This is a genomic window from Prevotella nigrescens (assembly GCF_031191185.1).
GTDB lineage: Bacteria > Bacteroidota > Bacteroidia > Bacteroidales > Bacteroidaceae > Prevotella > Prevotella nigrescens.
The window spans coordinates 1,355,088-1,370,875 of sequence record NZ_CP133465.1 but is presented as its reverse complement, the minus strand read 5'-3'; the positions used below and the strand labels follow the sequence as shown (position 1 = coordinate 1,370,875).

General features: G+C 34.5%; 13 protein-coding genes. 3 read left to right on the top strand and 10 right to left on the bottom strand.

All coding sequences use genetic code 11. From position 1 onward, the window contains the following. Nucleotides 1-162 precede the first annotated feature (162 nt). Nucleotides 163-1,590 (top strand): sodium:solute symporter, encoded by a 1,428-nt coding sequence (locus RDV52_RS08035; RefSeq protein ID WP_004363411.1) that lies wholly within the window; start codon nt 163-165, stop codon nt 1,588-1,590. A gap of 255 nt (nt 1,591-1,845) precedes the next feature. Here RDV52_RS08035 and RDV52_RS08030 read toward each other — a convergent pair whose 3' ends face one another. The 10 genes from RDV52_RS08030 to dinB form a co-directional block, all read right to left on the bottom strand. Continuing rightward, the gene (locus tag RDV52_RS08030; protein WP_004366150.1) at nt 1,846-2,460 is read right to left on the bottom strand and encodes a DNA alkylation repair protein; all 615 of its coding nucleotides are present in this window, start codon (nt 2,458-2,460) and stop codon (nt 1,846-1,848) included. Then, nucleotides 2,454-4,448 (bottom strand): dipeptidyl-peptidase 3 family protein, encoded by a 1,995-nt coding sequence (locus tag RDV52_RS08025; RefSeq protein ID WP_004366151.1) that lies wholly within the window; start codon nt 4,446-4,448, stop codon nt 2,454-2,456. The genes RDV52_RS08030 and RDV52_RS08025 overlap by 7 nt, the downstream gene beginning before the upstream one ends. Next, the gene (locus RDV52_RS08020) at nt 4,432-4,881 is read right to left on the bottom strand and encodes a helix-turn-helix domain-containing protein (protein ID WP_004366152.1); all 450 of its coding nucleotides are present in this window, start codon (nt 4,879-4,881) and stop codon (nt 4,432-4,434) included. The genes RDV52_RS08025 and RDV52_RS08020 overlap by 17 nt, the downstream gene beginning before the upstream one ends. 355 nt (nt 4,882-5,236) lie before the next feature. Then, a complete protein-coding gene (gene thrS / locus RDV52_RS08015) occupies nt 5,237-7,186 on the bottom strand; it encodes a threonine--tRNA ligase (RefSeq protein WP_004366153.1) in 1,950 nt (649 codons plus the stop codon). Nucleotides 7,187-7,452: 266 nt separating this feature from the next. Then, nucleotides 7,453-8,970: a glycoside hydrolase family 10 protein gene (locus tag RDV52_RS08010; protein ID WP_040557020.1), complete on the bottom strand. Its 1,518-nt coding sequence runs from the start codon at nt 8,968-8,970 to the stop codon at nt 7,453-7,455. A gap of 68 nt (nt 8,971-9,038) precedes the next feature. Beyond that, nucleotides 9,039-9,455, bottom strand: a complete 417-nt coding sequence (locus RDV52_RS08005; protein ID WP_223381149.1) for a hypothetical protein — start codon at nt 9,453-9,455, stop codon at nt 9,039-9,041. Nucleotides 9,456-9,487: 32 nt separating this feature from the next. Next, nucleotides 9,488-9,898, bottom strand: a complete 411-nt coding sequence (locus tag RDV52_RS08000) for a hypothetical protein (protein WP_004366156.1) — start codon at nt 9,896-9,898, stop codon at nt 9,488-9,490. A gap of 80 nt (nt 9,899-9,978) precedes the next feature. Then, entirely contained in the window at nt 9,979-10,527 is a 549-nt protein-coding gene (locus tag RDV52_RS07995) for an RNA polymerase sigma factor (protein ID WP_004366157.1), read from the bottom strand. 29 nt (nt 10,528-10,556) lie between these two features. Beyond that, nucleotides 10,557-10,868: a T9SS type A sorting domain-containing protein gene (locus RDV52_RS07990; protein ID WP_004366158.1), complete on the bottom strand. Its 312-nt coding sequence runs from the start codon at nt 10,866-10,868 to the stop codon at nt 10,557-10,559. 383 nt (nt 10,869-11,251) lie between these two features. Next, nucleotides 11,252-12,313, bottom strand: a complete 1,062-nt coding sequence (gene dinB, locus RDV52_RS07985; RefSeq protein ID WP_004366159.1) for a DNA polymerase IV — start codon at nt 12,311-12,313, stop codon at nt 11,252-11,254. Nucleotides 12,314-12,513: 200 nt separating this feature from the next. Here dinB and RDV52_RS07980 point away from each other — a divergent pair, with 200 nt between their 5' ends. After that, complete coding sequence (locus tag RDV52_RS07980) at nt 12,514-13,134, top strand: sugar transferase (RefSeq protein ID WP_004366161.1); 621 nt, start codon at nt 12,514-12,516, stop codon at nt 13,132-13,134. 6 nt (nt 13,135-13,140) lie between these two features. Continuing rightward, entirely contained in the window at nt 13,141-15,768 is a 2,628-nt protein-coding gene (locus tag RDV52_RS07975; protein ID WP_004366162.1) for an SLBB domain-containing protein, read from the top strand. Nucleotides 15,769-15,788 lie beyond the last annotated feature (20 nt).

Below are 15,788 nucleotides of genomic sequence, written 5' to 3'. Positions count from 1 at the left end.
GTGTGTATCACAGTATTATTTAAATATCTTTGTTACTTTAATAATATTCTATTTATAATTTATAGAGTAATATCGTTATAACTGAATTCCGTTAGCAAAATTACAAAAAAGAATTTATATATAGACTAAAATCATAACTTTTTTCTTCTTTTTATACTACGTATGATTATTATAGGGACTATTTTTATCTATTTCTGTATTCTATTACTTATAAGTAAACTAACAATTAAGAAAGGTAATAATGAAACTTTTTTTAGGGCAACTCGACAGTCTCCTTGGTATCTTGTGGCTTTTGGTATGATAGGCGCAAGTATTTCTGGAGTTACATTTGTCAGTGTTCCTGGAATGGTAATTGAACAAAATATGACTTATGCCCAAACTTGTATGGGTTTTATTTTAGGTTATGTGTTGGTGGCTTTTGTTCTATTACCAATTTATTATCGTTTAAATTTAATAACAATCTATTCATTTCTAAAAGAAAGATTAGGCGAACGAAGCTACAAAATAGGCGCTTCATTTTTTATTTTATCCAAAATGTCTGGAGCAACTGTAAAATTTTATGTTGTTTGTATGATTTTACAACGTTTTGTTCTTGATAATTTCACAGTTCCTTTTCCACTTACAGTTGTTGTTTTAGTATTGTTAATATGGCTTTATACGCATAAAGGTGGGATAAGAACCTTGGTGTTTACTGATTCCTTTCAAACGTTGTGTATGTTTTTAACTCTATTCCTTATTGTATATAAAGTTATAGATGCACTGAATCTGGATCTTGTGGAAACCTTTAATACTATTGTAAATAATGAACATTCACAAATATTTGTTTGGAATGATTGGGTTTCTACACAAAATTTCTGGAAACAATTTCTAAGTGGTGTGTTTATTGTTGTTGTTATGACAGGTCTTGATCAGGATATGATGCAGAAGAATCTAACATGTAAGTCCTTACGCGATGCGCAAAAGGATATGTGTACTTATGGTCTTGCCTTCTTGCCGGCTAACCTGTTGTTTATGGCTTTAGGTGTATTGCTTATGATATTCTTTCAACAAAAGAGTATTCCTTTACCAACTTCTCCCGACGAATTAATGTTGTATCCTATTGCTAATGGCATTTTGGGTAGTGGAGTAGAGATATTATTTACAATAGGTGTGGTTGCAGCATGTTTCTCGAGTGCCGACTCTGCACTAACTTCACTTACTACCAGTGTTTGTGTTGATATTTGTGAACAACCAACAAACGAAAAGCTACGTAAAAATGTACATATAGGGGTATCGATTGTATTTATTCTATTTATTTTGATATTTAAAGCAATAAATTCTACGAATTTAATTAATGCTGTATATATATTGTGCTCCTATACTTACGGACCTATTCTCGGATTATTTGTTTATGCATTGTTAATACGGAGATGCGTGAATGATAACTTAGTACCTTATATTGCTATAGCAAGTCCATTGTTCTGTTTCTTGTTAGACAATGTTGCTTCGCAATTGTGGAATTATAAATTTGGGTATGAATTACTAATGCTCAATGGATTATTAACTTTTGTTGGGTTATTGTTTATACGAGATAAGAAAATAGAAAGATAAATGATAATTTCAAGACTAATATCTTATTTTGTATAAAAATTTCTCCATCAAATGTATTTTGATAATACAAGATTTAAGTATATGTGCGAATACATTACACTAATCTTAGATCTTCTTTACATTTAAAATTATTGATTCTAAAAAGAGAGAGATTGAAATGATAAAGCCAAATCTCCGAAAATAAAGGTAAATATAGATATCGTTAGATCATATTGGAAATAATGAGAAAAATGGACCTAATCATATCAATTTCATTTAGATAGAAAAATCTTTTAATGCCTTTTGAGCTATTACACGATAACTATCACCTAAATCACAGAAGCGCATCACACACCGATAAGCCGATTGTTTCACTGCAAAATCGGTTCCATTGAGTGCAACTTCCGCCTGGTCAAGAAACTCATTCATGCCTCTTTCGTCAGGTGCTTTAGCATCAGAAAACAAACAAGCTAATGTCTGAAAGCCACACACCTGATATAAATTTTTATCTGAAGCAAGACATTGAAATGCCAAAGATGAAGCAAAATTCAGATATCGAAGTAAATTGAACGATAGAAGTTCAGCTATTTCTTGTGTAGGTATTTGTTCCAACCAAACACCTACAACATCTGGGAGCATCTCCTCGGCTGGCATTATGTAAGTTGCAAGGATCTTGCACTCTCTACTATTTTCTTTCCAAAGAGCAATCGCTAAATCGTAATCTTTCCCGTATTCTTTCGCTATCTTTCGCAGATTAATCAAGTCTATTCCCCAATTCACTTTATATTCTGCCCCCTTTTCACGCATAGACTGGGCAGCAACACCATTCATAAACAAGTGAAAAGATTGCTTTATCTGCTTCAGTTTATCGTGTGTTTTTCCTGTTACCATAAACTATAATCTTTTGAATATCTCATCATTTGATGAGCATAAGTCTCCGTATAATCTAATTTTACATCAACTATTTGGTTGTCATGGTCGTATTCTAACTTCATAATTGGGTTTATAAAACCTTTATAGGGTGCTATATCCAACTGTGCATAACGTTGTAGCACTTCGTTGTGAAGTGCCTTGTTTACTTTTACCGCATAACTTTCTACGAGTTTTCTTGCTGCATTGAAATCGCCCATACTCTTTATTCGCTGAATCTCTGTAAGTTGTTGAGCAAAAATTTGACGCAAAGCCACATAATCGTTGATGCATACAAATGTTTTAAGCTCTTTTGTTGTGTCATCAGGCAATTTCACAAACTCTATCACATTTTCTGACCTCCCTATCTCGTAAGCCCACCATGCAATTAAGGCACGATTTTGCATGTGTGCTTCTTCAATCTGTTTATTAGGTTTAATACGAGCCAACTGTGTCATCAGTCCATTCATTATATAAGTATAATATTGGGCTTTAAAGGCTTCTTCGGAATCCAATAATCCCAACTCCAACAACTTTTTATCGCCTATATAATAAAGTCCGAATAAATCGGCTCTTGCTTCTTCTATAGTATTACCGTAATTCTTTAACGAATCTGAATCTATTCCTGAAAGTAGTTTACCACTACCATGCCCTAAACATTCGTGCAAATCTGTATGTAGTTCATCGGTTAGATTACCATAGGCTTCTATCAACTTGCGTATTTGAGCATCAACAACAAACTCTTCTATAAATCCATTGCCTTTTGCAGCCATATTATAAGCTTGTGTAAGATTAGAAATAGTTACACTTTTTGAACCATACTCTGCTCTTATCCAATCTGCATTAGGAAGATTTATGCCTATTGCAGATGCAGGGTACTCATCTCCTCCAAGCATTGCTGCACATACAACATTGGCAGTTACACCCTTTACAACTTCTTTCTTAAAACGATTATCAACAGGAGAGTGGTCTTCAAACCATTGCGCATTAGCCGAGATTATTTGTGTCCGCCTTGTTGCTTCCAAATCTTTATAATGCACAATGCCTTCCCACGAACCTTTCAGACCTAATGCATCGCCATAAACTTCAATAAAGCCATTAATAAAATCTATTTGCCCATTACATTCTGTAACCCATTTAATAGAATATTTATCGAAGTCGGCGAGGTCGCCAGAGATATAATAAGCTATCAATAAGCGAATTATCTCTTTTTGGTCGTTGTTTTCACAATAAGTTATCGCCTTGTTCAACCAATAAACAATTTGTTTTATAGTTTTTCCATAACGTCCATTTAGTTTCCAAACAATCTCTTCGAGTTTATTATCATGTTTTACCAAAGTTGAGTTTAAACCAAACGATAGACGCTTATCTCCAGCTTTTTCTTTTTTATTAGCATAGAAACGTTCTACTTCTTCCTGATTTACATTTTCATAAAAGTTATTTGATGACGTTTTTATAACATCTGTTCCGCCTGCTTTATTTACCCTTTTGGGCATACATTTAGGATTAAAGATTATTTCACTCAATGTATTTTTATAATCAGTAAAAGCTTTTTCAGAATTAAGACCTAATTTGCTTTTTCCAACCTTATTTAATGCTTCTATGAAATAGCTATGTGAAAATGTAGGAGTAAATTTTTCCATCGCATAATGATGATGGATTCCATTAGCGAACCAAACTTTCTTCAAATACAATTCTAAGCCTTTAAAATCATCACTATCCTCTTTATATCTTTCGACGAGAATACATTCTAAGGCCTTTCTTATCTGTAGGTTATATTTGCCAAATTGCTGAAAGGTTATATCGCGCCCCCATAATGTTGCTTTTGCTAAACAGTAAATATAAAGTTTTTGTTTCAGTGTAAAATCGTCAAATCCATCTAAACGATAGCGTAACATTTGTATGTCGCCAAACCGCTCTGATGAATAATTAAAAGAATCTTCATCTATTCTTTTATTTTGTTTCAACATCAACAATCTCCTTGTTCTTAGGGCGTAATGCTTTCAATTTATATTCGCGTGGGGTCATTCCATTTATTCGATAAAAAGATGCATAAAATGACTGACGATTTGCAAAGCCAACCATCGTGCTTATGTCTTCCATATTCAAATCTTTATACTTCTTTGATGAAAGAATAGCCATTGCTTCTTCTATTCTAAATTTATTTACAAATGATGTATAGTTCATATTAAACTTTACATTCACAACCGCAGAGATATATCTTGTGTTGGTTTCTAAATCTTCCGCAAGTTGCTTTGCGGAATAGTTTTTATCCCGATACCTCTGTTGAAAGAGTATTATATTCAGAATTTGATCTTTTAACTCTTCCATTAATTTTGGACTTACTAGACCACGGTATGTTGCAGTCTTTTCCTTTTTTCCTGTAATATTATACTTTCCCATAATAGCTAATTTAGATAAGTTACTGTTAAGCTGATTCTCTTGCAAATTTAAATATTTTTTTTGTCAAAGTCAATTTTTACGCAACTTTTTTTCTGTGTTACACGGAATTATATATAAATTCTATAAAAGATAGCAGTAGTTTGCTTTATTTGCAATTAAATTCTTGAATATTATTTGTAAAATGGAGCCTCAGAAATTCATTCTTTCACAAAAAAGATGAGACTCTGTAATAAGATGAAACGAGATACATATTTCTGTAGACTTCTATTGATTATTCGATGAAGTTTATAGAAATTTATATCTCGATTTCATATTTTATTTAAATTGAAAATTCATCTTATTATTTAAATGGTGTCTAATTTAAATTTCTCGTTTGTTCGGCAACTTCTTCTTGAATGCGACGTACAAAGTCTTTCTTGGTCATTGTTGCTTGTTCTCCACCACCTTGCTGACGCATAGAGACCAATCCACCTTCCATTTCTTTTTCTCCAACGATTACCATATATGGAATGCGTTTTAGTTCATTATCGCGTATCTTCCGTCCTATTTTCTCATTGCGTTCATCAACTAAAGCACGTACATCATGTGCATCAAAGTATTGTTTTACTTCTTGTGCATATTCATTATACTTCTCTGAAATAGGCAGAATAGCTACTTGGTCAGGAGTCAGCCACAATGGGAAATGTCCTGCTGTATGCTCTATAAGAACAGCTGTAAAACGTTCTAACGAGCCAAAGGGAGCACGGTGAATCATTACTGGAGTTTCTTTCGTATTATTTTCTGCTGTATATTCCAATTTAAATCGATTAGGCAGATTATAATCTACTTGAATTGTTCCTAATTGCCAACGACGTCCAATAGCGTCTTTAACCATAAAGTCGAGTTTAGGGCCATAAAAAGCAGCTTCGCCAATTTCAATTCGTGCGTTTAATCCTTTTTCCTTGCAGGCTTCCTTTATAGCTCGTTCACTTTCCTCCCATACTTTATCTGAACCAATATATTTCTCCTTATCAGCTGGATCGCGAAGTGATATTTGTGCCTCATAATCGTTGAAACCAAACGTAGCAAATACTTTTAAGATAATGTCAATAACATCTTCGAATTCTTTCCGTAATTGTTCTGGGCGAACAAAAATATGAGCATCGTCTTGAGTAAAAGTACGCACACGGGTTAAACCGTGCAATTCTCCACTTTTTTCATAACGAAATACCGTTCCAAATTCTGCAATACGTAATGGTAATTCTTTATAAGAACGTGGTTTATATGAAAAAACTTCACAATGATGTGGACAGTTCATAGGTTTGAGCATATACTCCTCATCTTCTTCCGGTGTCTGAATAGGCTGGAATGAATCTTTACCATAATGGGCATAATGTCCTGATGTTACATAAAGATTTTTCCCGCCAATTCCTGGTGTGATAACTTCTTGATAATGATACGGACGCTGTAACTTCCTAAGCACTTCTTGTAAACGAAGACGAAGCTGCGTTCCTTTTGGTAACCAAATGGGGAGTCCTTTACCTACTCTTTCCGAGAATGTAAAGAGTTCCATTTCCTTACCTATCTTACGGTGGTCACGTTTTTTCGCCTCTTCCAACATTGCAAGATACTCGTCAAGCATCTTTTTTTTAGGAAAGGTAATACCATAAATACGTGTCAATTGATCACTCTTTGCATCTCCACGCCAAAATGCTCCAGCCACACTTGTTAGTTTAACTGCTTTTATTGCACCTGTCGACATAAGATGAGGACCACGACAGAGATCGGTAAAGTTACCTTGCGAATAGGTTGAGATTGTACCATCGTCAAGATCTTCAACAATGTGCTCAACTTTATATTCCTGCCCATCAGCAGAAAATTCTTTAATTGCATCTGCTTTAGAAACATCACGACGAACAATCTTTAAATCTTTTTTTGCCAATTCAAGCATCTTCTGTTCAATCTTAGGGAAATCGCTTTCAGAAATAACTTGTCCGTTGGCAGGTTGTACATCGTAGAAAAAACCATTTTCAATTGCAGGACCAAATCCGAATTGAATACCTGGATAAAGTTCTTTTAAAGCTTCTGCCAATAAGTGTGCAGAAGAATGCCAGAAAGTATGCTTTCCCTCTTCGTCCTCAAACTTATACAAAGCTATCGTTGCGTCCTCATTAATTGGGCGGTTTAACTCAGTTGTCACACCATTAACCCCGCAAGATACAACGTTGCGAGCGAGAGCCAGTGAAATACTCTCTGCAATTTGAAGTCCAGTTACCCCCTGTTCATATTCACGAACAGACCCGTCTGGAAAAGTGATTTTAACCATAATACAAATTAGTTTCTATAAATCAATACGAGACAAAGGTACAACTTTCTGATGAAAAAGAGACCAATATCTTTAAAGTTTATCTTTTTTTATATCACTTCTGCTTTATCTTTCCTCATAAAAGCAAAAAGACACAAAGAGTGAATATTATTATAACAATTATTCCTCACGTGGAATTTATAGAACGTGCCTTTAAAAGATAGATACAACTCTGCGTATAGGCAAAATCAAGAAAGATTGAATTGATGCAGTTGCTTTGACATTAATTAGAGTCTTATCTTCTTTTTCTTCCCAACACTTTCATTACTCATTCTATCGAGTGCAGTAACTACGTAAGTATATTTAGTTTCTCCCCCATTATAATTCAATCGAAGTGCAGGCTGATAAGTTATAGCTACAATTTTCATAGGATTATCTAAATCAATTTCTTCATCTGGTCCAAATCGATAAACAACATATTTGTAAGCTTCGTTTTCCCAGCCTTTCCCTTTCGGAGCTTTCCAATGCAATAAACAACCGTCATCAAACCAGCTCACTTTTAATGAACGTGGTTTCTTAGGAGCTTTATCATCTATAAAAGGCATTAATGGCTGCAATGCCAGATAATGCCAATAATTATTCTGCAATAATTTTGCATAATTGCCAGGATTATTTACTACAGCTGCTGCATACCACAAAACTGTTCCTTGAACGTTTGGAGATTGTTCGTGCAATTTATGCTTCGCAGGTAATTGATGAGAATTTGGATTTTGTGGGTCTGCGTATTTAACAGTACGTAAAACGTCTTCACCAATATATAAAGGACGATTTGAGGCGTAGCGATCCCACCATGTAATAAGTTCCTTGTAATCGGCAGCTTTATTTCCTATTTCCCAATAAATTTGCGGGACACAATAGTCTATCCAGCCGTTATTCACCCATTTCAAAACATCTGCATAAAGGTCATCATAGTTTTGTAGACCATTTGTTTTACTTCCTATATTGGGGGCGCTTTTCTCATTTCTGTATATTCCAAATGGCGATACTCCAAATTTGACCCAAGGTTTCACTTTATGAATAGTTTCTCCAAGCTGTTTTATAAATATATCTACATTATCGCGACGCCAATCTTGAATGCGACCAAAGCCTCCTCCATAACGACTAAATTCTTTTACATCAGGAATACGTTGTCCTGCAACTGGATAAGGATAGAAATAATCGTCAATGTGTAAGCCGTCTACATCATAACGTTGTAGAATATCTGTTACTATGTTGCAGATGTAATCTCTATTTTCAGGAATACCTGGATTTAGAATTTTTAATCCATCATAATCAAAAACCCGTTCCGGGTGTTGTACTGCAATATGATTAGAAGCAAGTTGTGTAGTTCCCTTTGTTTTTGCCCGATAAGGATTTATCCATGCATGAAGTTCCATTCCACGTTTATGACATTGTTCTATCATCCATTGTAAAGGATCCCAATAGGGAGAAGGAGCACTACCTTGTTTTCCTGTTAAAAACTTGCTCCATGGTTCAAATTTACTGGGATAAAGTGCATCACATTCGGCACGGACTTGAAAAATTATAGCATTAACACCCAATTGCTGTAATTTATCCATCTGATAAATAAGTGTTCGTTGCATTTTTTCAGTTCCAAGATTTTGAAACTGACCATTAACACATTGGATCCAGGCACCTCTGAATTGACGTTTTTTAGGAAGATTCGCAGAGAAAGAAAAATTACTTATAAACAGTAAAAACAAAATAAGAGTTGTTCTTACAAAGAGTAAACGATATGGTTTCATCATAAATTTTATGGATTAAATCTAAATGGATTAATAAATTCTACTTATTATTGTTTGATTAGAAGCAACTATCTTTTTTGTGCAGCATTACGAAAATATTGTTTATGGAAATATCGTTCTGCCTTTAATACTTCGCCTAATTTAATCGCAGGAATTACACGCAACATCTTTAAATGATAAGCTTTTTCTATCTGCTTTATTTGTATAAGCAAGTCGTCTATTTTTAGAATAACACTTTTAGCATTCTTATTGTTTTGCAGATTACTATTTTGTAGTTTACGCAATTGTTTGTGCAACACACGTTGTTTACTTATCATTTCATCATAAATAGGCAACAACTTTGCCGACTCTTGTTCTGTTAAGTTAGCCGAGGTTACAATATATTGATGTATCTCTACTTTAAACTTATTAGGATTGAACTTATGCTGTGCTAACAAATTGGTGGCACTGACAAATACTATAAAAACTATCAATATCCTTTTCATTATCAATATATTATACGGTCTCATTGCATTAATTAATTATCTGCTAAATATGAATACACATCATCTTTATCAATCATCATATATTCAGCAGCAGCATCTAAATATTCAGTATTTGCAGACCTATCTTTTGCAGCAGTTGCTGTTGAAGCAACATCTGTATCATGAATATTCTTTGCCTGATCATGTTTTTGAAAAATATTCTGTGTAGCCACACCAACAACAATCAGTCCGATAAAAGATGCTGCAATTATTAATGGGCGCAAATGTCTGGCAGAAGTAAAATAGTTTTTTCTATCACGTTGTTTGTCCCCATTGATTTCTGTTGCTTTTGTTGTTATTTGCGACATCACTCGTATTTCCAAATTGTTGAAATAGTCTTCAGGAACCTTAAATGGTCGTTTGTTTCCAAACTTTAAAAGTATTTTTTTTTCCAACTCTTCCACAATTAATACTCCTTGTTCTGTTTGTTACTGATGGTTTGACGTGTCTAATGTGTTTTAGTTTAATCTGCCCGCAGAAAACTTTATTCGTTTTCTTTTATGTACTGCAAAATTTTCTTTACTGCAATATGGTAAGATGCCTTTAAAGCTCCTTCACTTGTACCAAGTATTTCATGTATTTCGGGGTATTTTAAACCGTCATAGTATTTCATTATAAAAACAGTTCGTTGCACTTCTGGCAAAGTCGAGATGGCTTCTTGTAGTATAGCTTGCCCTTTGTTACCATCGAAATAACAATCTGCCAAAAGCGAATTACTAATACCATTATTACAAGTACTTATATCAACGGTTTCTTTTCTGGAACGCAATAAACTAAACGATTCATTAATCGCAATACTATATAGCCACGTAGATATCTTTGACTTTCCTTCAAAACTTTCTATATTTTTCCATGCTTTCAAGAAAGTGTTTTGAAGAATATCGTCTGTATCATCGTGCGACAAGACAAGACTTCGTATTTTCCAATACAAAGGTTTGCTATACTCGCTTACCAATAAAGTAAATGCCTTACAACGTGTTTGGGGCTCTGTTAATGCTTTCAGGAGTTTTGCTTCTTCTATTTTGCGCACCACAGGCGAAGAATTGTCACTACAAACAAGATCTATCGTATAGAAATTTTACGAACGACCTTACCCACTTTTACAATATAACACCCTTTTGGCAAACTTAGATTGTAGCGTTTGTCTTGCCCGTCTACTCTAATACTCATAACACATACCCCTGTTACATTATATATTTGTAACATCTCGTCGTTTGCGCCCTCAATACGGAGAACAGATCCATAAACAGAAATAGAAACGTTATGGATATCTTGTTCTATCATCTCTAACGAAGTATGGGCTTTCACCGTTGTTGGCAAAGCAAAACTTAGAAAGGTTATAGCAAATAAAAAAGTATATATTCTTCTTTTCATACACATTATATGTTTGATTGCAAAGATAATGATTTTATTTTAAAAACTACCTTTTTTATATAGGCTTATTCTTGTTTTAATATTTATTAATCATCAAATAGGCAATAGGGATTAAATTTATACAGTTAAAAGCTTAATTGTGTATGTTGTGTATATAGATAAGAGCATAATCCTCATTCCCTTTACCAACGTAACAATAGAACTTTTACGCATTGAAAATAGCTTATAAGAAACTTTAATAACAAAATAAAAATCTGTAATTATATTCTTTTATTTTGTTATTACAAATCTCGTGAATTTTAATTATAAATTTTTTAGGAGCATATTAATGTATTAGTGATGGCTATTATTCTTCATATCATTACAAAAGTAGAGAAAGGATACTATTCTTTAAAATTCAAAAATCCTTCCTCCAATTTATCCGAAGTATCGCCACTTACGGAGAGACCAAGTAGACGAATTGTACGATGGCGGTATCCTGTCTGGCGTAAAAGATATTTAGCTAAAGGTAGAATGTCATTTTTCGTTTTCAATAACTTACCGGTTGTTATACTCCGTGAAACTTGATTTTTAGCGTCCCATTTAATTTTTAATGATAAAGTATGTCCTTCAAAATTACTTTTATTGATTCGTTTAACCAACTCTATAACAATATGGTATAGTGCTATTATTACTTGAGATTCTGTATTCAGGTTTTCCAAAAAAGTTTCTTCACATCCTATAGATTTACGTTCATGAAAAGCCTCTACCAGCCTATTATCTATGCCACGAGCAAAATTATAGAACACGGGACCCATTTTTCCAAAAACTTGTGTTAAATGTACAAGTGAGACTTTACGTAATTGTTCACCTTTGTAAATTCCCATCTTATACATTGTTCTTGCAGTCTTAGGTCCTATTCCCCAAAATTGAGTTATAGGTAGATTTCCTACAAAGTCCAAAGCCTTGTCGGGGTGTATGGTAAAAATACCATTGGGTTTCCGATAATCAGAAGCTATTTTTGCTAATAACTTATTGTAGCTGATACCTGCAGAAGCAGTCAGATTAGTCTTATGAAATATCTCTTCTTTTATTTTTTTTGCTAAATCAACAGCTAACTTTATTCCATACTTGTTATAAGTTACATCCAGAAAAGCCTCATCTAAAGAAACAGGCTCTACTAAATCGGTATAGTTATGGAAAATATTATGGATTTGCTGTGAGATTTCTTTATATTTTTGAAAATGAGGTTCAATTATAACAAGATGAGAACAACGACTTTTTGCTTGTGCTAATGACATGGCAGAATGTATTCCATACTTTCTCGCTTCATAACTTGCCGTAGTAACGACACTGCGAGGAAGATCACGGCATATTACTAAAGGCAAACCTTTTAATGCTGGATTATCTCTTTGCTCCACAGAAGCAAAAAAAGCATCCATATCTATATGGATTATTTTACGCAATGTCGATTTTTTTCTTGTGCAAAGATACACAAAAAATAAAAGTATTTAAGAAAAAAGCATTATCTTTGCAACAAATTTCAAAAAACAGAGTTTATATATCTAAGTGGCACTCTAAATTATTGCTACTTACATTTGATGCTCTTTCAAGAAAGAGTGTTCAGAAAAACTTTGAATAAGACCGAAATAAGAATCGAATAATAATGAGTAAAGCAACACAAACCGATGCCATGGGTAGCATACAACGAGGTGTAAAGAGAGCCTTAGATTTCGTTATGTCTGCTTTGGGGTTAATTTTACTTTCTCCTATATTCGTAATTATTTCAGTCCTAATGAAGTGTCAGAGGAATGGTCCTATATTCTTTCGTCAAGCACGTATTGGATATAAGGGTAAACCATTTGTTATTCTCAAATTCCGTACAATTAGCAATAAAACAGAAAGTAATATACCGCAACTAACTTCAAAAACAAATTATAAGAACTCTACCCCATTCGAGCAATTTCTTCGTGAACATCATCTTGACGAATTACCACAATTATGGAATGTATTGGTGGGAGATATGTCTTTGGTGGGACCACGGCCGGAACGTAAATATTTTATAGATAAAATTATGGAGCATACAGATCTCTACCCTATTATTTATAATATGAGACCCGGATTAACTTCTGAAGCCACGCTGTATAATGGCTACACCGACACAATGGAGAAAATGCTGAAACGTCTTCAGATGGATATAAGTTATTTTGAAAGACGTTCATTATGGTTAGACTTCAAAATAATTATTAAAACATTCGTAAATATCGTAAGTGGAAATAAATTTTAAAAAGATATGAAAAGATTCGTCCTCTTATTCTTCATAATGCTAAGTGCATTAAACACCTATGCACAATCAAACATGACCGATACGCAAGTCATGGAGTTCATAGTGAAAGAGCATAACAAGGGAACATCACAAACACAAATCGTAACAAAGTTGATGCAGAATGGTGTAGATATTTCTCAAATTAGAAGAGTTAGAGATACCTACGAAAAAATGAAGAAAGGTAACTCGTCATTGGGCAATGCATCAAGTAAAGATGGCAGTACTGACAGAAGTAGAAAGAATAATGGACAGATACGCCCAGGAATGGATAAGAGAAAGATTGCAGAGAAAACAATGCAAGATTACGAAGATTCAGAAAATGAGGCAAAGAAATATTCAGATAAACGAATAGACGGTACGAATAATCACCCTAACACATACGATGAAGACGATAAGGACTTTCTCTTAATACAAGAGGAAATGGACGACTGGATGCCGCAAGATACGGCTACAATGTATAAAAATCTCTTAAAGCAATTAAAGAAAAAGAAGAAGAAAGTCTGGGGACGCGATATATTCAATAATAAATATTTATCGTTTGAACCTAATATGAACATGGCACTTCCTGCGAATTATCGTTTAGGACCAGGAGATGCTGTATTTATTGATATCTATGGAGCATCACAGAAATCGTATGATACTACCGTAGCCCCTGATGGAAATGTTACAATAGAAGGTTTCGGACCTATTCAAGTAAGCGGACTGACCGTAAGACAAGCAAATAATAGAATTAGAGCTAAATTAGGAAACCGTTATAGCAACTCGAAGATAAGACTGTCAGTTGGACAAACACACACCATTATGGTCAATGTAGTAGGCGAAGTAAAAGCACCTGGAACTTATACTTTGTCGGCTTTCACCACCGTATTTAATGCCTTGTATATGGCAGGAGGTATTACAGACCTTGGTACGCTTCGTAACATTAAGGTTTATAGACAAGGACGACTTATAAGCACTGTGGATATATACGACTTCTTAAAACGTGGGAAATTAACAGGAAACGTCCGGTTGGCTGATAACGATGTTATTGCTGTAGATGCCTACGAAGTTCTTGTTAATATAAGTGGAAAAGTAAAACGCCCTATGTATTACGAAATGAAACGTAACGAAAATTTAGGGGCGCTCATTAATTATGCAGGCGGTTTTGCTGGTGATGCCTATACAAAATCTGTCCGTGTAAGAAGAAAAACTGGTCGTCAATATTCGATATATAATGTAAGTGAGTTTGATATGAACCGTTTTAAACTTGCCGATGAAGACTCTGTTAGCGTAGATTCCGTTATACCAAGATATGAAAACATGGTAGAGATAAAAGGTGCGGTGTTCCGTCCAGGCATGTATGAAGTGGGTGGACAAATAAATACTGTACGCGACTTGGTTGAAGCAGCAGAAGGACTAACAGAAGTTGCATTCGGACCACATGCAGTTATGCACCGTATGAAGGCTGACCGGACTTTAGAGGTCATTTCTGTTGATGTAGAAGGAATTTTACTCGGTAAAGCAGCAGATATCCCACTACAAAATGAAGATGTTTTGTTTGTACCAACAAGAACAGACGTGCAAGAAGAACGAATATTGACTATTCATGGAGAAGTGCTATATCCTGGTAGATATAAATATGCTGACAACGAAACATTAGAAGATTTCATTTTGCAAGCAGGTGGACTAAAACAAACGGCATCTACAGTAAGAGTAGATGTGTCTCGAAGAATAGTAAATCCAGAAGCAACAACTTCCGACTCCATTATCGCTCAAAGTTTCACCTTCAGTTTAAAAGATGGTTTTGTTATAGATGGTCAGCCTGGATTTATTCTCGCACCTTTCGATCAGGTATTTGTTCGTAAAAGTCCCGGTACTACAAAACAGCAGAATGTTAGCATTGAAGGAGAAGTTTTGTTTGAAGGAAATTATTCTCTTACAGGACGCAATACTCGTTTAACAGATATATTTAAAGCAGCAGGTGGAGCAACTAATTTAGCTTATATTCAAGGGGCAAGATTAGAACGTAAACCAAATAAGATTGAGAAAATGCGCATGGAGGCTGTTTACAAAATGCAAATGGAACAAGAAAATAAGAGTTTCCTTGATCTTGCAGCCAAGAGTTCAAACGCAGCAGGTATTTTACAAGCTTCACAACAAACGCAAGATTCTTTAATGAAAAAGTTCCAGATACCAGAAACTTATCCTGTGGGTATCGAATTGGATAAAGCTTTAGCTTCTCCAGGAAGTGACGCCGATCTTATTCTTCGTGAAGGCGACCGTATAATTATTCCACAATATAATGGTACAGTAAAAATAAATGGTGCAGTAATGTATCCGAATACAGTAAGCTATCGCGAAGGCAAAAATGTAGCTTATTACATAGATCAAGCCGGCGGATTCTCGTCCGATGCAAAAAAGAGCCGTACTTACATATTATATATGAATGGTACGCTCGCAAAAGTTGGACACAATGCAAAGGTACGACCTGGCTGTGAAATCATTGTTCCGAGCAAATCACGTGCAAGAATGAGTCTTGCAGAACTTATGACCATCGGCTCAAGTACATCAAGTATGGCTGCTGTACTGGCAACACTTGCCAATATTTTGAAGTAAAAATCGTTCAGTTTAAATAA

What these genes read in the sequence shown, in the direction of transcription:
- RDV52_RS08035 (WP_004363411.1), top strand. Translation starts at nt 163, where the DNA reads ATGATTATTATAGGGACTATTTTTATCTATTTCTGTATTCTATTACTT.
- RDV52_RS08030 (WP_004366150.1), bottom strand. Translation starts at nt 2,460, where the DNA reads ATGGTAACAGGAAAAACACACGATAAACTGAAGCAGATAAAGCAATCT.
- RDV52_RS08025 (WP_004366151.1), bottom strand. Translation starts at nt 4,448, where the DNA reads ATGTTGAAACAAAATAAAAGAATAGATGAAGATTCTTTTAATTATTCA.
- RDV52_RS08020 (WP_004366152.1), bottom strand. Translation starts at nt 4,881, where the DNA reads ATGGGAAAGTATAATATTACAGGAAAAAAGGAAAAGACTGCAACATAC.
- thrS (WP_004366153.1), bottom strand. Translation starts at nt 7,186, where the DNA reads ATGGTTAAAATCACTTTTCCAGACGGGTCTGTTCGTGAATATGAACAG.
- RDV52_RS08010 (WP_040557020.1), bottom strand. Translation starts at nt 8,970, where the DNA reads ATGAAACCATATCGTTTACTCTTTGTAAGAACAACTCTTATTTTGTTT.
- RDV52_RS08005 (WP_223381149.1), bottom strand. Translation starts at nt 9,455, where the DNA reads ATGAAAAGGATATTGATAGTTTTTATAGTATTTGTCAGTGCCACCAAT.
- RDV52_RS07990 (WP_004366158.1), bottom strand. Translation starts at nt 10,868, where the DNA reads ATGAAAAGAAGAATATATACTTTTTTATTTGCTATAACCTTTCTAAGT.
- RDV52_RS07980 (WP_004366161.1), top strand. Translation starts at nt 12,514, where the DNA reads ATGAGTAAAGCAACACAAACCGATGCCATGGGTAGCATACAACGAGGT.
- RDV52_RS07975 (WP_004366162.1), top strand. Translation starts at nt 13,141, where the DNA reads ATGAAAAGATTCGTCCTCTTATTCTTCATAATGCTAAGTGCATTAAAC.